16 protein-coding genes are annotated in these 19,250 nt (G+C 32.5%); all 16 read left to right on the forward strand.

Annotated features, from left to right (window positions below; genetic code table 11):
* Nucleotides 1-265 precede the first annotated feature (265 nt).
* The 16 genes from V6251_RS13840 to V6251_RS13915 all read left to right on the forward strand — a co-directional run bounded on the left by V6251_RS13840 (nt 266) and on the right by V6251_RS13915 (nt 19,129).
* A complete protein-coding gene (locus V6251_RS13840; RefSeq protein WP_341588781.1) occupies nt 266-1,378 on the forward strand; it encodes a hypothetical protein in 1,113 nt (370 codons plus the stop codon).
* A 162-nt stretch (nt 1,379-1,540) separates the two neighbouring features.
* Nucleotides 1,541-2,203: a hypothetical protein gene (locus V6251_RS13845; protein ID WP_341588782.1), complete on the forward strand. Its 663-nt coding sequence runs from the start codon at nt 1,541-1,543 to the stop codon at nt 2,201-2,203.
* A 110-nt stretch (nt 2,204-2,313) separates the two neighbouring features.
* Nucleotides 2,314-2,877, forward strand: a complete 564-nt coding sequence (locus V6251_RS13850; protein ID WP_341588783.1) for a hypothetical protein — start codon at nt 2,314-2,316, stop codon at nt 2,875-2,877.
* 378 nt (nt 2,878-3,255) lie between these two features.
* Entirely contained in the window at nt 3,256-5,091 is a 1,836-nt protein-coding gene (locus V6251_RS13855; RefSeq protein ID WP_445933624.1) for a Xaa-Pro dipeptidyl-peptidase, read from the forward strand.
* Complete coding sequence (locus V6251_RS13860) at nt 5,091-5,438, forward strand: hypothetical protein (protein ID WP_341588784.1); 348 nt, start codon at nt 5,091-5,093, stop codon at nt 5,436-5,438. Before V6251_RS13855 ends, V6251_RS13860 begins: the two co-directional genes overlap by 1 nt.
* 4 nt (nt 5,439-5,442) lie before the next feature.
* A complete protein-coding gene (locus V6251_RS13865) occupies nt 5,443-6,744 on the forward strand; it encodes an MFS transporter (protein ID WP_341588785.1) in 1,302 nt (433 codons plus the stop codon).
* A 118-nt stretch (nt 6,745-6,862) separates the two neighbouring features.
* A complete protein-coding gene (locus V6251_RS13870) occupies nt 6,863-7,810 on the forward strand; it encodes a tRNA dihydrouridine synthase (protein ID WP_341588786.1) in 948 nt (315 codons plus the stop codon).
* 48 nt (nt 7,811-7,858) lie between these two features.
* Nucleotides 7,859-9,190, forward strand: coding sequence for a hypothetical protein (locus V6251_RS13875; protein ID WP_341588787.1), 1,332 nt, complete (start codon nt 7,859-7,861; stop codon nt 9,188-9,190).
* 5 nt (nt 9,191-9,195) lie between these two features.
* Nucleotides 9,196-9,834, forward strand: coding sequence for an MOSC domain-containing protein (locus tag V6251_RS13880; protein ID WP_341588788.1), 639 nt, complete (start codon nt 9,196-9,198; stop codon nt 9,832-9,834).
* Between the two features lie 65 nt (nt 9,835-9,899).
* Nucleotides 9,900-12,101 (forward strand): B12-binding domain-containing radical SAM protein, encoded by a 2,202-nt coding sequence (locus tag V6251_RS13885; protein WP_341588789.1) that lies wholly within the window; start codon nt 9,900-9,902, stop codon nt 12,099-12,101.
* A 51-nt stretch (nt 12,102-12,152) separates the two neighbouring features.
* Entirely contained in the window at nt 12,153-14,411 is a 2,259-nt protein-coding gene (locus V6251_RS13890; RefSeq protein ID WP_341588790.1) for an FUSC family protein, read from the forward strand.
* A 25-nt stretch (nt 14,412-14,436) separates the two neighbouring features.
* Nucleotides 14,437-14,994: a hypothetical protein gene (locus V6251_RS13895; protein ID WP_341588791.1), complete on the forward strand. Its 558-nt coding sequence runs from the start codon at nt 14,437-14,439 to the stop codon at nt 14,992-14,994.
* 137 nt (nt 14,995-15,131) lie between these two features.
* Complete coding sequence (locus V6251_RS13900) at nt 15,132-15,794, forward strand: carboxypeptidase-like regulatory domain-containing protein (RefSeq protein WP_341588792.1); 663 nt, start codon at nt 15,132-15,134, stop codon at nt 15,792-15,794.
* 11 nt (nt 15,795-15,805) lie between these two features.
* Complete coding sequence (locus V6251_RS13905; protein ID WP_341588793.1) at nt 15,806-16,810, forward strand: transglutaminase domain-containing protein; 1,005 nt, start codon at nt 15,806-15,808, stop codon at nt 16,808-16,810.
* Nucleotides 16,811-16,887: 77 nt separating this feature from the next.
* Nucleotides 16,888-18,129 carry a DEAD/DEAH box helicase gene (locus V6251_RS13910; protein ID WP_292943784.1) on the forward strand — a complete coding sequence of 414 codons (1,242 nt, stop codon included), beginning with the start codon at nt 16,888-16,890 and terminating at the stop codon, nt 18,127-18,129.
* A 19-nt stretch (nt 18,130-18,148) separates the two neighbouring features.
* Entirely contained in the window at nt 18,149-19,129 is a 981-nt protein-coding gene (locus tag V6251_RS13915; protein ID WP_341588794.1) for a hypothetical protein, read from the forward strand.
* Nucleotides 19,130-19,250 lie beyond the last annotated feature (121 nt).

Consider the following 19,250-nt stretch of genomic DNA (forward strand, 5'->3'; position numbering starts at 1 on the left):
CTTAGTAGAAAAAGAGAGAGGATTATCAATGTTGTCGAAGTCTAAAGCTTCACCGTGTATACTAATCTTATTTCTCTCTTTTGTTCTTTCTATTTATTAGTTAAATTTAATGAAAGACAAACTTAAGACGTGTATAATTAATTGCTTGTTTCTAGCCTACTTGCAAAAATCCTCAAGGATTTTCTATCTGATGTTTATTTGCTAAGTTAGGCGCTTAAACACGCCACCAATCTAATACATATACGTTAGGGCAAATTTGAAAAAAATGAGAAAAACACTATTAACATTTCTGATTTCGATTTCGATAATAAGTTGTAAACAGAATAAACGCAACACTAAAATTGAAGATATACCGACTGAACCAATAGATATAAAAGCATCCATTATAATTCCCATGAGCGAAAATGAAATTGGAAAAATTAAAAATGTTAATTTAGGTTGTGGATACAATTATGCGTTTGAAGAGAATAATTTGGAAATTTCACTTCCAAATACTCGAGAAGTCGATATTATAAATAAAATTCTATCATATTCCGGAATTCCATCAAATTTTGAAATTTACAAAGCCAATATACAAAATGCAGTCGCAACTATTATCGAAAATCAACGATATATACTTTATGACGAAAGACTGTTTGATTATACAGATAGGTCCACTAAATCACGTTGGAGTTCTATTTCAATTTTGGCACACGAAATAGGACATCACTTATCTGGACATACTTTAAGTTCATCTTCAGACCAATTAAAAGCGGAATTAGAAGCCGATAAATTTTCTGGCTTCGTTCTTTATAAAATGGGAGCTAGTTTGGAAGATGCAAGTAAAGCAATTGACTTATTAGGAACATTATCAGATACAGAAACTCATCCTTCTAAAAGGAAAAGAATTCAAGCAATTAAAAAAGGTTGGAACGAGGCAAATAAACAAAGGTATGAAGCTGCTTTACCACCACCACCAAATGATGATGATAAAGAATTTCATGCTTTTAATAGCCCAATGCTAATTGATGAAGAACATATTGAATATGCTAAAGAAATTGGTTCGGATGTTTATACGAACTATGGTTTTTTATATGGTATCATTACAGATGTAGAAAAAGATTTCGGTTCCTTTAGGATTAGAATTATAAGAATGGAAAATACTGATGATTATTGGCGTGATATAACTGGCGAAGAATGGGATGTCGTAATGGACAGAATTGAATTTCTTGACAATAATAAAATGTGCCACGCCTGTGCTTTTAATTTTAAAGCATTAATGATACCAGGAAGAAGGCTAAAATTCTCAATGGTTGAGGCTTATCCTGGAGCAGGCACTTCAATGAATGGTGTATGGTTTTTAACCTACGCTGAAAGATTAAATGGAAATGTATTGTGAAAAAACTTGCCATAACAACGTTAATAATTAATGGTTAATCCTCACCTCCTCACGAAATCCTCACGAATTTTCCGTCAAGTTCTTATTTACTAAATTACGCACACAAACCACGTAACTAACCAAACACAATCACGTTTTTAACCAGCATAAAAATCAAAACTCATGAAATACAAATTTAATCGTAAAACAAAATTTGGATTCCAAAATATAATGGTCAATTCAATCATTTTTAGTGTTTTACTGTGCTTTTCTTGTAAGGAAGAATCTAACGCGTTAAAAACCACAGAAAGTGATTTAATGACAAAAATAAATGCTGTTCAGGAACAAGTGATGGCTCAAGGTAATATGACAGCAGCTGAAGAACAGGCTTTATTAAGTTTATGCAGCATTGTGTCGCATGATGACGGTTTAGCAACTTATACTACCGACAATAGTATGCTATTAAAAGATGTAGACCTTGCTCCAGTCTATAATGGTTGTGAAGCGCTCTCAAAAGAAGAAACAAGAGCCTGTTTTGATAATAAAATAGCGACGTTCATTAAAAGAGAGTTTAACTTAAGTGTCTCTAAAGATTTAAATCTTTCTGATCCTAAACAAGTGGACGCCTTTTTTATTATCAACGAAGACGGTAATTTAACAGGAATGAAAGTGAGAGATTCAGAAGTAACCATTCAAGCAGAAATCTTAAGAGTGCTTAGAAAAATGCCTATAATGAAACCTGCTAACCACAATGGAAAAAGTGTTTCTGTATTATGTTCCATAGTCGTAACATATGGAAACACAATAAATGTAGACGTTGTTTATATTCCTGAAAGACCAGAATAATCTTTAACATTTTAAAAAAACTATTGCAATAATGGTGATAGACCATGGCTTGTCACTAACTACTTTTCACAATTAAAACCTAACAAAACAACCAACCACCAAAACCAAAAATGAAAAACACCCTTACCCTATTGCTACTTGTATTAACTACAATGGTTACTCAAGCACAAATTACCAAAGACAAATCGTTAAATGTACAATTGGGTTATGGTATTTCTGTACCTTATAACAGTATTACAGACGTAGCAGACAAAGGTGTTTTTGCACAAACAGAATTAGTACTTAAAGTAAAATCTTGGTTAGAGTTAAGACCTTACGCTGGTTTTATTATAACAAACTCTAATGGTAAGGATTTAAACAACAATCCTACCTTTGAGGTTTCCGAAACTAAAGCATTTTTACTTGGTGGTAAGGCCAGATTACGTGCACCAATTCCATGGGTTGCGCCTTATCTAGAATTAGGTATCGGAACATCCATAGGATCTTTTAAAACCTTAACTGCTTTTGATTTTGTGGACAAAGGTGGAATTATTTATCATATTCCGTTAGCGTTTGGTTTAGAACTAGGAAAAAATAATAATGTAGATTTAGGCTTCACCTATTTTTTTCAACCTTCGGTTAAACAATTTGCTGGCGCAATTGCTGTTGGTGTGACCTTTCCGCTTAATAATTAAAAGTGCAATACTACTCAGCATTAAAAAGTTAACCAATATAAAACGCAACACTACAAGATTAGTAGTATACCTAGTGCTTGCTTAGCAACTCTAATTGATTTAGCCATAAATGAATTTCCTAAAAACGATAACGCTTATAAATCCATTGGATTAGTAGTTATACTTGGCGTGTTAAGTTATTTAATTTTTAAAGACACTCAGTCTAGACTCAAAAAAAGACGCTAAAATCTAGTGTAGTATTGGGTTTAGTAAAAATTAGCTGTAATAAACGCGCTAAAATTCAGCTTTAAAACATTTACAATTCCCTTAACATTTAAGCGCTTTAGGTGTTATAAAAAATAACTAACTTGTAACCAACAAACTTTACAACCAGTTATTATGACAACATTAAGCATGACGTCAAGGCTTTTTGCAGCACTATTTTTAGTGGCTACAATGGGTTTTGCACAAGACAAAACGGTTCCTGTTTTTGAAAATGGAGAAGCGCAAATTGTCGAAGGATTTAGCAACTACAAAGATTACATAAGGCATGACCTTTGGGTACAAACTACATTTAATACAGATGGAGACGACACATTAGATCGTGTGCACGTGTCTGTAACTAGACCAAAACAAACAGATACTGAAGGTTTAAAATTACCTGTAATATACGTGACTAGTCCTTATTTTGCTGGAGTCGCACCAGATGTTCCTGGTATTATGTGGAATGTAGAGCATGAGTTAGGTGAGTTACCAACACAAGAGCGTGCACATCCTGAGGTAAAACGTTTAGGAGAGCGTCCAATTATATCAAATTCGCATATCTCTAAATGGGTGCCTCGTGGTTATATTGTTGTACACTCGTCGTCTCCAGGTACAGGATTATCGCAAGGTAGTCCAACCGTTGGTGGACCAAACGAAGCGTTAGCACCTAAAGCAGTTATTGACTGGTTAAATGGTCGTGTTAAAGGATACACAACACCTGATGGTGATGAAGAGGTTAAAGCCTTTTGGTCTACAGGAAAAGTTGGTATGACAGGGACGTCGTACAATGGTACATTACCATTAGCTGCTGCGACAACTGGAGTGGAGGGTTTAGAGGCTATTATCCCAATTGCACCTAACACCTCATCATATCACTACTACAGATCTAACGGTTTAGTGCGTCATCCTGGAGGTTATTTAGGTGAAGATATTGATGTACTATACGATTTTATACATAGTGGTGACGAGAGCAAACGTCCTTACAACAACAAAACGGTTAGAGATACAGAAATGGCTAACGGAATGGACAGAAAAACAGGAGATTTAAACGACTTCTGGAATGATCGTGATTACCTTAACCAAATGGATGGTATGAAAGCTGCATTATTAATGTCTCATGGTTTTAACGACTGGAATGTAATGCCAGAACACAGTAACCGTATTTACCAAAAGGCCAAAGCAATGGGATTACCAACCCAAATTTACTACCACCAAAATGGACATGGTGGACCACCACCAATGACTATGATGAACCGTTGGTTTACACGTTATTTACATGGTGTAGAAAATGGTGTAGAAAACGATAAACAAGCTTGGATTGTTAGAGAAAATGATAAACGTGATCAACCAACTGCTTATGATGCTTATCCAAATCCAGAGGCTAAAGACGTGACTTTATATTTAAATAAAGGTGGTAACCAAATGGGAATGCTAACTACAAAAGCTAGCAAACGTCAAAAAACAGAAACGTTAGTAGACGATTTTACCATTTCTGGGAAAGACCATGCGCAAGCATCAAACTCAACACACAGATTATTATACGCAACACCAACTTTAAAACAAGACTTACATGTATCTGGAGAAAGTACTATTAGCATAAGCTTATCTAGTAGTAAACCTGCTGCTAATTTATCGGTTTGGTTAGTCTCGTTACCATATACAGACGACGCCAAAGTATTAACTGATAATATTATTACACGTGGTTGGGCTGATCCTCAAAACTATAAGTCGTTAACCGAAAGCGAACCTTTAAAACCTGGTAAATTTTATGACTTAACGTTTAAATTACAACCAGATGATCAAATTATTAAAGCTGGTCAGCAAATAGGATTAATTATCTTTTCTAGCGATAAAGACTTTACAATCCATCCAAAACCTGGTACTGAGTTAACAGTAGATTTAGACAAAACTACATTAACGTTACCTGTTGTTGGTGGTTTAGAGGCTTTAAAAGCTGCAACTGAATACTAATGACTATTGTTATAAACAGTATTGAAATCAATAAGACCAACATCCTAAATTTATTATCTAAAGGCAAAAAGCTTCAAGCTATTAAAACCGTTAGAGAACAATTGGATGTTGGTCTTTATGAAAGTAAAATTATAGTCGAAAATTTAGAACAAAATCCTAATTTTTACGACGGAAGACCACACACGATTTCAACAGATTTCCCAGACATGGAAACCTTAGGTACTGATCCTATTAAAACAACTAGTGGTCATATTATATCAGATACCTCTAGCAAATTTAAAGACACGGTAATTATCTTTTTAATTATAGCTATTGTGGTATTATTATTAATTCAATTTAGCAAGTAACCTTTTGTCCATAACCGAAAAACTATATCGCTTTTTAAACAACGAAACGGAAGAACGTGTTTGCAAAGACATTACTGAGCAAGCTTGTGACGCTGTACCAAAAAACTATTTTTTACTGATTTTTAGTAGTGTGTTTACCAAATTAGGAGACACATTAAGCAATCCAAAAACGGTCTTAACATGGTTGATGAGTTATGTTAGTGCTCCTGTATATTTAATTAGTTTAATTGTACCTATTAGAGAATCAGGTTCTATGGTTCCGCAAGTATTTTTATCAAAATATGTCAAAAAGCAACCTGTTAGAAAATGGATTTGGGTTTTTGGCTCTTTTTTACAATTTTTAGCAATTGCGTCTATTGGTTTTATAGCTTTAAATTTTGAAGGTACAACTGCAGGATGGCTAATTATTATAGCTGTTATAATATTTAGTTTGTCCAGAAGTATTTGCTCGTTATCGTCAAAGGATGTGACTGGAAAAACCATTCCAAAAACAAGACGCGGTAAACTTAAAGGTTACACTGTATCTGTTTCTGGAATATTAGTACTTGCTGCTGGATTGTTTATTTTATATCAATCTAAAAGCGAACAAACCATTACCTTCTATAGCTATTTAATCTTTTTTGCTTCGGCAATGTGGTTAATTGCTGCTGTAATTTATTCTAGAATTAAGGAGTTTCCGGAAGATACTGATGCTTCGGACAACGACAAAACGTCTTTTATTTCAAAATTAAAACTATTAAAAAAAGATGCGCATTTTAGAAATTTTGTAATCGCACGATCGCTATTATTATGTTCTGCTTTAACAGCACCTTACTACATATTATTAGCGCAAAAATACATTGGCAAGGAAGTTTATTTGCTTGGATTGTTTATTATAGCCAAAGGGATCGCATCCATTGTAAGCTCGCCAACTTGGGGAAAACTAGCTGACAAATCCAGTAAAAATGTGATGGCAATTGCTGTATTAATTGCATCAGGTTTAGGGATTATCTTATTTTTTATAATTACCTATTTTGACACTGTTAGAAGTCTAGTTTGGTTATATCCTGTAGCTTTTTTTATTTTAGGAATTGCTCATGGAGGCGTCCGACTAGGTCGTAAAACTTACATTGTAGATATGGCTAAAGGCAACCAACGTACAGACTACGTTTCTGTTAGTAATACTGTTATTGGTATAATTTTATTATTTACTGGTGGTTTAAGTGCATTAGTATCATCAATATCTATTGAAGGCGTGGTTTTAATTTTATCTTTATTCGGAATTTTAGGTGCTTACAAAAGCTACAAACTACCTGATGTTGAGTAATTTTAACTGATTTTTAAAGTGTAAAATTTAATTCTATTCTTAGGTTTTTTTAAAACCGCTAAATTCTAATTAATTGAAGGTATATTTGCCTAATTAATTTTACCTGTTTTACATTTAAATGTCAATTACATTACTCTCTTCTCCTTTACAAGGTTTTACGGATTTTAGATTCCGTAACGCGTTTCATCATTATTTTGGTGGTATTGATACGTTTTATGCACCTTATATTAGACTTAACGGAAAGCTAAGAATTAAGCAATCGTATCAATTAGATTTACAACCAGAAAATAACACGACTTTAAATGTGATTCCACAAGTCATGACAAATGATGCTGACGAGTTTATGTTTGTCGTAGATTATGTTCAAAGTTTAGGTTATAAAGAGTTAAACTGGAATTTAGGTTGTCCTTATCCAATGGTTACTAAATCCGGAATGGGTTCTGGTTTGATATGCAATCCTACAAAAATTGACGAGATTTTAAAACGTGCACATAACGAGAGCGACATAACGGTTTCCATGAAAATGAGAATGGGTTATGAACATGCTGCCGAAATTTTAGACACCTTCCCTATTCTAGACAGTTATCCACTTAAAAATATTGCGATACATGCCAGAATTGGTAAACAATTATACAAAGGACCTGTAGATTTGGAAGCGTTTGAGCGTTGTATTACTGGCACAAAACACAAGTTATATTACAATGGTGATATTACATCTGTAGACGCTTTTAAAACTATGGAAGCACGCTTTCCTAGTATTGATCATTTTATGATTGGTCGTGGACTAATTGCAGATCCGTTTTTACCAAGTATGATTAAAAATAACACCACTGCATATCCTAAAGACCGTTGGGAAATTTTTAGTCAGTTTCATGATACGATTTACCAACAGTACGACGACTACCTTTCTGGTCCAACACCAATAAAAATGAAAATGTTAGGCTTTTGGGAGTTTTTCTCGCAGTCGTTTTCTAATCCTCAAAAAACTTACAAAGCCATCAAAAAGGCTAGTAATCCTGTAAAATACAAACAAGCAGTTGCTACTATTTTAAATAACGAAAAGTAGTTTTTCAATATTTACTCTATATTTACAAAAACCAACCAGAGTAACACCATGCAAAATAATTATAGATCCAAAGCTTTTAAAGCTTGGCTTGACAAACTACAACAAGAAAGTTGGCAGTTAGAATTAATTATTTCTGGGTTTTCGATTTACGGATTATCACAAGCGTTTGAACCCTTAGAGTTATATTTCAATATTTCTCAAAACGAAAGTAACTCGTATTTAACCACAATCTTAATGATTGCGCTTATCTCTTGTTCCATTTTACTATTTACATTATTACTTCATGTTATACTAAGAGGTTTATGGATTGGTGCCTTAGGATTACGTTACGTCTCAGGAGATATAGACTATAAAAAATTAAATTACAGGCCTAAATTTGACCGTTATTTACGTAAAAAAGTAGGTTCTTTTGATAAGTATATTGCTAAACTAGAGGATTATTGTAGTATCCTTTTTGCGGTTTCGTTTTTGCTGATTTTTTATATACTATCCGTATTTATTGTAATAGGAAGTATTGTCGCAATTGCCTATCTGTTTCTTCGTAATCACGAAAATCAACACTTTTTGTTATTTGTAATAGGCATGGTATTATTGTTTTTTATACTTATTGGGATGCTGCTTACTTTTTTAGATTTTGTCACACAAGGCTATCTTAAAAAAAACAAATGGTTAGCAAAAATTTACTTTCCGTTTTATTGGGTGTTTAGCTATTTAACACTGTCCTTTTTATATCGTCCATTAGTTCATAATTTTTTGGATAACCGCTTTGGTAAACGACTAAGCTTTACTTTAATTCCTATTTATTTTGTTATTATATTATTAGCTTCATATAGTTATAATCGTTCTAACTATTTTTCAGTAATGGATGACTCTAATAGTTTTATTGCTAATGCTAATAATTATGACGAAAGCATCACAGAAAAAGGTTTATTTATTTCAGATGCCTCTATTCCTTCTAAAATAATAAACACCAACTATTTACCTGTTTTTATAGAATACCAAAATGATATAGAAGACGTTATTTTTGAGTACAACAAATCCCTTAAACCAGAACAGGATAAACGTGGCTTAAAATCGGATATTTTTACCTCTACCAATCAAATGATTGCAAAAAACAGTCGAGACCGTCTTAAAGCAGATTACATGCTAACACTATCTAATATTTATAGTTTTAAAATAGACAGTTTGGACTATGATAATCCTGACTTTATTTATGCTAAACACAATAATAATCAGCAAGGTTTTGAAACCGTTTTATCTTTAAAAAACATTACTGAAGGCAAACACGTGTTAACTATAAACAGACTGGTTAAAAAGGATAGTGCGTTTATTAAAACAACACTTTTAAATATCCCTTTTTGGTATTTTAATAGTAATTAAAGTTTATGAAAATCACGTCTACCAACATAGCAAAACCAACAACCATTGTTTGGAATGGAAAAACACAAACAACCGGAATTTATAAATACCCTACAAAAGAAGGTATTTATCTAGAAAAAGAAGACGTTAAAGGCGATGAGGTCTCTGACCGCAAACATCATGGTGGCATTTTTAAAGCCTGTTATTTATTTTCGGAAGACCATTATGCGTATTGGCAAAACTTATATCCCAATTTAGATTTTAATTACGGGATTTTTGGCGAAAATCTAACCGTTAAAGGTCTAGACGAAACTAAAATAACTGTTGGTGATATTTATAAAATTGGCACTGCTTTAGTACAAGTCACGCAACCCAGAGAACCTTGTTTTAAATTAGGCATCCGTTTTGGTACGCAAACAATTCTTAAACAATTTATTAAGCATGCACGACCAGGAACTTACGTTCGTGTTTTGGAAGAAGGCTTGATAAAACCTGGAGATAAAATGATTTTGGTACAAGCTGCAACAGAGCGCTTAACCACAGCGCAATTATTCACCTTGCTTTATGCGAAACAAAAAGACCAATCACAATTAGCTTTAATTGTACATAATGATGCGATTCCACTTAAAAAACGTCAAAAACTAGCTGCTTTTATAAAAAACTAATAGAACACAAAACCGATAAGCTACATTAACTTATCTTTGCTGCAATCTATTTTAAAGCCATTTTTTTGAAAGATCTTTTACTAATAACGCCTCCTTTTACGCAATTAAACACACCTTATCCTGCAACTGCCTATTTAAAAGGATTTTTAAAAACGATAGGTGTTTCTGCCTTTCAGATGGATTTAGGGATTGAGGTGATTTTAGAATTATTCAGTAAAAAAACATTTGAAAAACTTTTTGATTTAGCAATAGAAAACGATTCAATTGCAACAGAAAACTGTCAACGTATTTACACGTTAAAAGCGGATTATTTACAGCCTTTAGATGCTATAATTTTGTTTCTTCAAGGTAAAAATCAAACCTTAGCAAGACAAATATGCACCACAAATTTCCTACCACAAGCCTCTAGATTTGAACAACTAGAAGATATGGATTGGGCTTTTGGCGAAATGGGAATGCAAGATAAGGCCAAGCATTTAGCAACCTTATATCTTGAGGATTTATCGGATTTTATTATTGAGTGTATCGATCCTAATTTTGGGTTTAGCAGATATGCTGAGCGTTTAGGACAAAGTGCCAATGCGTTTGACGAGCTATACGATAGCTTGCAAAATAAACCAACATTTATAGACGACCTAACACTAAACATATTAGAAAACAAACTAAAAACGGTACAACCAAAGTTAATTTGTTTTTCGGTTCCCTTTCCAGGGAATTTATACAGTGCATTTAGATGCGCACAATTTATAAAAGCCAATTATCCTGAAATTAAAATAGCAATTGGTGGAGGTTTTCCTAATACCGAATTACGTCAGGTCACAGACACACGTGTTTTTGACTTTTTTGACTTTATTACTTTAGATGATGGCGAACTGCCAATTGAGTTATTGCACCAAAACGTATGTAATACTCAAAATAAAACTCTTTCTGAACAAGAATTTAAAAGAACTTTTATTCTTGACAAGGATACAGTTGTATATAAAAACAACACCACACGACCTGATTACAAACAACTACAAGTTGGCACACCAGATTATTCAGATTTGTTGCTAGAAGATTATATTTCGGTTATTGAAATTGCTAATCCAATGCACAGTTTATGGAGCGATGGACGTTGGAATAAGCTAACTATGGCTCATGGTTGTTATTGGGGAAAATGTACCTTTTGTGACATATCTTTAGATTATATTAAAATTTACGAACCCATTGCTGCGTCCCTTTTAGTGGATAGAATGGAACAGCTAATTGCACAAACAGGAGAAAACGGATTTCATTTTGTGGACGAAGCTGCTCCTCCTGCGTTAATGAAAGCCTTGGCTTTAGAGATTTTAAAACGTCAATTAACCGTTACATGGTGGACCAACATCAGGTTTGAAAAAAACTTTACACAAGATTTATGTTACTTACTAAAAGCCTCAGGTTGTATTGCAGTCTCAGGAGGTTTAGAAGTAGCATCAGACAGACTATTAAAGCTAATTGATAAAGGTGTAACTGTGGAGCAAGTCGCACAAGTTACGCGTAACTTTACACAAGCTAACATCATGGTCCACTCCTATTTAATGTATGGTTATCCTACACAAACAGTACAAGAAACTGTTGATAGTTTAGAGATGGTTAGACAGTTATTTGAGTTAGGTATAATACAATCTGGATTTTGGCATCAATTTGCGTTAACAGCACATAGTCCTATTGGGTTAAACCCTTCAGACTATGGGATTACACCAAATTACAAGTCTATAACATTTGCAAATAATGATATTGATTTTACGGACAAAACTGGCATTGACCATAATATGTTTAGTTTCGGTTTAAAAAAATCGTTATTTAATTTTATGCATGGTATTGGTTTTGACATGGACTTACAAGAATGGTTTGATTTTGACATTCCGCAAAGTACAATTACACCTTATTACATCGAGGATTGCTTAAACACACCAGCTAGCTTAACAACTAAGCCAACTGCAAAAATAGTGTGGTTAGGTAATTTACCTTTAGTTAGAGAATACACAAAAACTAAAAAAGGATTTGTAAATGAATTGCTGGAGCTAACGTTTCATGATAAAACGGATCAACTTCAAATTACAGTCAATAAGCCTGAAGGTGAATGGTTGCTAGATACGCTTGAAACCTTAAAACCAACCACAGGAAAAGCGCTTTCATTTTCAGCATTAAAAAAAGATTTTGAGTCCCAATTTGAAGATTTTGAACTCTTTTGGTTTTCTAAACAAATGCAAAAATTAAAGGACTTTGGATTGCTTCAATTATAATTAACACAAGATTAATCTAGCCAATTCACATTAAAAACTACCTTTGCTTAAATGCAAAACAAGCTAAAGACACAGTTAAAAACAATCGAATTATTCCTTAAAGGCTCAAGCTTTTACAGAGGAGTCGTGCTTACTATTGCTGCTGTTTTACCTTTAGTAATATTTAGTGCTATAGACTTATTTGTCTATGCTCCTTCCATAGCTGTTGGTGCGTTTTTGAATGCTCCAAGTGATGTTCCTGGTAGTTTAAGACGTAAAATTAATGGGATACTAATTAGTATAGTGCTAACGATGTTAGTGACGTTTATTATTTTTATTACTAAACCTGTTTTTGTCTTATTAATACTTGCTATTGCAGTGTTAAGCTTTGCTATTAGTTTAATATCTGTCTATGGATTTAGAGCCTCGTTAATATCGTTTTCTGGACTATTATCTATTGTTTTAGCATTAGCAATTAGCAAACCAGATCCTGTTGCTATTTTTTTGCATGTTGGTTTAATGGGAGTTGGAGGTTTATGGTACTTATTGGTTTCATTATTTTCTAAATGGATTGCGCCTAAAAAGGATGACGACCAGTTATTATCTGACACTTTAGCTTTAACTGGCGAGTATTTAAAAATTAGGGGTAAACTGCTAACTAAATCTAATAAACGAGAAAAATACGCTAAAAAAGCACTGATCCTACAAACACAAATAAGTGAAAAACATGAAACTTTAAGAGAACTACTATTGGAAGGCCGAAAACGTTCTGGTCGCTCCTACTCTAATGAGAGACGTCTTTTAATTTTTATATCGCTTGTTGATATTTTTGAATTAGCATTAGCAAATACCTTAGATTATTCTAAAATAGATACGTTATTTGGTCTTCAAAAATCATACTTAACACCTTTTAAAGATTTAAATAAAGCACTAGGAAATCACCTTATTACTTTATCAGAACTTTTAATTAAAAAAGAAACACTTCCTGACTTTGATTCCATTTCTAAAATAGCAGATAAAACCAATAGTGCTATTGAAGATTATGTAACAGAAATAACCTTACCAAAAGCTAGAGAAGGTGCAATAACACTAAGAAACCTTCAAGATTACCAAAAACAATTATTGCAAGAAGTTAAAGCAATTAGACGCGTTTTAAGTAAAGTTAAAGACAACACTAAAGCGTCTTTAAAAACACAGGATTCTAAACAATTTTTAACCTCTCAGGATTATAGACTAAACATTTTGTGGCAACATTTTAGCTTAAAATCACCTATGTTACGACATGCGTTTAGGGTGAGTTTAGCTATGGTATTTGGTTTTTTATTAGGAAGTCTTTTTGATTTAAAAAACGCCTATTGGATTGTATTAACCATTGTGGTTATTATGCGACCTAACTATGGATTAACAAAAGAACGCTCTAAAAACCGAATTATAGGGACTATTATTGGAGCAATTATAGCAACAACTGTTGTATTAATTACTCAAAATACCATAGTATATATGGTATTGGCAGTCATATCTTTAACCTTTGCATTTTCGCTAATCCAACAAAGTTATAAAGCTGGAGCTGCATTTATTACACTTAATATTGTTTTTGTATATGCTTTAATTGATCCAAATGCATTTGATGTCATCCAATACAGAGTAATTGATACTGTGATTGGAGCAATCATTGCTGTTTTGGCTAATTACCTATTGTTTCCAAGTTGGGAATATAAAAATTTAGATGCAGTTATAGTTAATGCCATTACATCTAACAGTAATTATTTAAAGGCTACTAAACAGTTATACCATAATAAAGAAGCTAAAAACTTGGACTATAAAATTTCTAGAAAAGAAGCCTTTTTAGCTATGAGTAATCTAAATGCAGCCTTTCAAAGATTAACGCAAGACCCAAAATCTAAACAAAAAGAATCGGTTTTAATTTACGATATCGTTACATTAAATCATACCATATTATCTGCTGTAGCGTCTATTGGTAGTTATATTTTAAATCATAAAACAACATCTGCTTCAGAAGAATTTGATACTATTATTGATGGTATTACAGACACTTTAAAGCATGTGATTTTAAAATTAGAACAAGACAAAACCATTCCTTTTACAGAAGTAGACGATGTAAATAAAGCACATCAAACGTTACAAAACAAATATGCTAATCTTTCTGAAAAACGAGATATAGACATACAAGCAGGTCAGACTGAGATTGATACTAACACCTTATTAGATCTTCAAGAAGCGCATTTAATAAGCAACCAATTACTATGGTTAAAATCGTTATCTGCTAATTTAATAAATGCAACGTCTAAATATAAATCTGTTTTTAATTAACTTGCTTAGTATTTAAAATCTATAATTGAAAACTACCTTTTCAGATCGTAAAAACTTTATTAAGCAAGCCATAAAACCACACTTCGGGATTTTAGGAATTGGTTTTGCTATAATTTTATTTGGTGTTTTGTTTGCTTTTATAGGCTTTAAAGTTGAAAATGGCTTAGGATTTATAATATTTGGAGGTCTTTTTATTGCGCTTAGCTTAGCCTTTATGTTATATACATTACCTTCTAGTCTTATGTATTACTATGAGCAAGCCGAAATAAAAAAATATGGTAGTTATACAACTGCTAAAGTTATAAATAAGCGTGTGGACGACTATTCGCATAGTAACTCCACGTTTAATGGAGGATCAAAAAAAGCTATTGAAACCTACTTGTACGTTATAGCGTTTGAATTTACTTATAACAATACCATTTATAATAGCGAATGTTTTTTTGAGCATAAATCCACATATGATGCAATTGCAATGCACTCAACATTACCTATTAAGTTTTTAAAAACAAAACCTCAAAATGTTACTTTACGTCGCAAAAAATTAGCTAATCAATTAGGTGTTACTGCTAAAATGTGTCAATAATCAACCAACTGTAATTTTGCTTCCTCTGTAAAAGACATGCTTTACTCATCCAAAAGCAGGATTAACTAAGTGTTGGTTTTATGACTTCAATTGTTACCATAGGTTTGTTACATAATAATGTATTAAACTTATATATCATGAAAAATCAAATAAACTTAGACATCACGACGCCTTGTAATCAAAATTATAATCAATTTACGCCTACACCTAAAGGTGGTTTTTGTAACGCTTGCACAAAAGAGGTTATCGATTTTACTAAAATGACTACAGAAGACATCGGTCTTTACTTCAACACTAAACAAACCACCAACGTCTGCGGAAGATTTAAAAACACACAGCTAACAACACTTCCTGTTAAAGCTAAAAAAAATAAACTTAGTTTTATAAGCACCATTGGATTAGCTTGTTTAGCCCTATTCTCTTTAACAACTGCAAAAGCACAAGACAATCTATCCAGAGTCATGACCTCTAAAATAAAAATCAATCAGAATCAAGCTAATATTACCGTAAAAGGAACTGTATATGACAACGATGGTTTACCACTTCCTAGCGCAAACGTAGTTTTACAAGGTACAACTGTAGGCGTTACAACTGATTTTGATGGACAGTTTATTTTTCCAGAAAAGTTAAAAGAAGGTGATATTTTAGTGTTTAACTATGTTGGTTATGAGTCTAAAAAGATGGTTATTCAAAATCCAGATAGCATGTCAAACGTACTTTTAAATGTAAGCTTAAGTAACGATTCCTATATTATGATGGGTAAAGTTGCTGTTAAATCGGTTTATTCGTCTAAAAAATAAAGTGTTTTAAAATGAAAAAACTAAGCCTACTTTTATGTTTTTTGCTTTGCACGATAGTAACAGCTCAAATTACCGATTTTGATGACATCAATTTTACCAGAGCTGATAATATTGCTAAACGTCATAGCAACTTAGATTTAAAAAACCTTCCCTTACTTGCTCATAATTTGACTTTTAATTTACCTACTGAAGCAGAAAAATTTAGAGCAATATACACTTGGGTTTGCAGTAATATTAAAGGTGATTTAGCACAAGATAGTAAGGTTAGTAAAAACAGAAAAAAATTTAAAAACGATAGTATTGGCTATGTAAATTGGAATAATTCTTATAAAAATAAAGCCATAAAAAAACTATTAAAGCAAAATAAAACCATGTGTACAGGTTATGCCTATTTAATTAAAGAGTTGTGCTTTTTGGCTAATATAGAATGTAAAATAATTAATGGTTATGGACGTTCCACAACCACTAATGTAGATACCTTACAGTTAGTTAACCATTCTTGGAATGCAGTTAAGTTAAACGACAAATGGTATTTATGCGATGCCACTTGGTCTAGTGGTTATTTTATAAATGATGTCTTTATAAAAGACTATAATTTAGGTTACTTTTTAACTGAACCCATTCTATTTGCAAAAAACCATTATCCAATTAATAAAAAATGGTTATTGGATAGTACTTTAATATCAAGTGATTATACAGCATCTCCAATGGTTTATGGTAAGACGTTTACACATCAAATCACACCTATTTACCCTTCAAATTTAAATACAATCATAAAAAGAAACGACGTTATAAATTTTAGCTTTAAAATTCCAGATGCCATTAATATCAAGGATGTCACATTAATAGAATATTCTGGTTTTAATGAAATTACTCGTGATTTAGAATACATAAAACAAGACAATGGTCAGATAACATTAGCTAGTAAATTTAAAAACATAGGTACTTTTGACGTACACTTAAAACTAAAAAATGATATTGTCACTTCCTACACCATCCAAGTAGCAAAAAAGTAACACCTTGTGTAGTGTAAAAAAATATTAAGCCTCAATAAATGCTTGGAAAAAACTACCTTTGTAGCAAATCTTAATTCATGTCATTTAAAGACTTACAACTTAATAGACCTATTTTACGTGCAATTGCCGAAAAAGGATACGACAACCCAACGTTAGTACAAGAAAAAACAATTCCTGTAGTACTTAACAAAAAAGATGTTATTGTCTCTGCCCAAACTGGTACTGGTAAAACAGCTGCTTTTGCATTACCTATTTTACAGTTATTATTTGACAAACAAGACGCGCCTAAAAAAGGAAGAAAAATTAAAGCATTAATTGTTAGTCCAACGCGTGAACTGGCAATACAAATTGCTGAGAATTTTGAAGCCTATGCGACTTACACCACCTTAAAAAGCGCAGTAATATTTGGTGGAGCGTCTATCGATCCACAAAAAGAAATACTTCGTGATGGTGTTGATATTTTAATTGCAACGCCAGGACGTTTATTGGATTTACATAAGCAAGATGTTATTAATCTGGACTATGTCCAAACTTTGGTATTAGATGAAGCAGATTTAATGCTAGACATGGGGTTTATCGATGATGTCAAAAAAATTGAAAGGTTATGTCCTAAGACTAAACAAACCCTATTATTTTCGGCAACGATACCTTATAAAGTAGAACAATTAGCAAGTACAATATTAAACGAGCCTCAACGTATAGAGGTTGCTCAAAACAGCTCGACATCTAAAAATGTCAATCAATTACTATACTTTGTTCCTAAAAAAGACAAAATAGAATTAGGTTTACATTTACTACGAAACACCATAAAAGGTAACATCATTATTTTTAGACGTACTAAATATGGTGTAGATAAATTAGAAAAAACGCTGCTTAAAAACGGTTATAAAGTGGACAGTATCCATGGTGATAAAAGTCAAACTGCAAGACAAGAAGCATTAAATAAATTTAAGAAAAAAGAAGTCAATATATTAATTGCAACAGATGTTGCTGCGCGTGGTATTGATATTGATAATTTAGATGCGGTAGTCAACTTTGACCTTCCTAATGTCCCAGAAACTTATGTCCACAGAATTGGTCGTACTGCTCGTGCTGGACAAACTGGTATGGCATACTCACTTTGCAGTGCAGACGAAAAACCTTACCTATTGGAGATACAAAAACTGATTCATTTACAATTAGATGTTATAGATGAGCATCCTTACCCACTAGACCCAAAAGCAAAACCAATCATTCATAAATCTGCAAAAAAAGGAAGCAAACATAAAAAAGGACGTAAAAGTGAAGCTTCTAAAAAGAAGAAAAAGCGTTGGTATTAATCATTATTAAATAGACTGTATGCACTCTAGATATTTCATTATTTTACTTTCAATACTATTTACAATTAATAGTTTTAGTCAAACTAGAATTATTGATAGTATTACAAAAAATGGCGTCTCGTTTGCTACAGTTTCGTTTGGAAACGGAAATGGAATATTTGCTGATGATGATGGCAAATTTTTATTCACTAAAAAGCTATATTCAGATATCGATTCCCTTTTCGTTTCAGCATTAGGTTATAAAGATGTCAAACTTGCTTCAAAAACGCTAAAAGACACCCTTTATTTGACACCACAATCTGATCTTTTAGATGAGGTTATCGTTACTGCAAGACCTTCAGGAAAACACAAAGAAGTTACAATTAAACCAACTGAGCACGACGACTATTATAAATGTTGGTTACCCACTATTGAAAGCGAAATTGCTGTATTTTTCCCAAACACAGACAACAAGCCAAAGCATGTTACTAAAGTGCTAATCCCTATTAAAACCGAAGCCAAAGATTGGGACAAAAGAGGTAAAAGTAATAAAGCAAAACGTCCGTTTTCAACATTATTTAGAGTCCAATTTTACAAAAACAATAATGGGCTTCCTGGTGATGTTTTAACCTACGAAAAAGTAATATTTATTGCCACGCAAGACACCAAACCTGTTTTTGAATTTGATGTGTCTGGATTTGATATTTTTATACCAAAAGATGGTATTTACATTTCCATACAAGTTTTAGGCTTTACAGATAAAAACGGAAAATTACTTCCAAATAAAAAATATCAAGAAGTTAAAACTAGACGTGGTATTGTAAAAGTATCGACAACGTTTAGACCTTTATTACCTTTTACAGACCAAATTTCTGAAAAAACTACCTTTGTAAAACGTGTTTTTCAAAACAATGGACAATGGGTTCTTTTTGACAAAAAAAACATCGATAACTCAAATCTTTTAAACGCTGGTTTAAACAATTATGGTATGGGTTTAAAAATGGAAGTCTATAAAGAGTAATAGCCTTTTTACTGCAATATTTTCATCTTACAAAAAGCTTATTCAGTTTTAATCAAAATTAGACAAATGTGTGTTGTCTATTCATAATTTTGTAGTATTTTTAGTATTCATTCTATTTTAA

Source organism: Olleya sp. Ti.3.14 (genome assembly GCF_038154885.1).
Classification (GTDB): Bacteria; Bacteroidota; Bacteroidia; order Flavobacteriales; family Flavobacteriaceae; genus Olleya.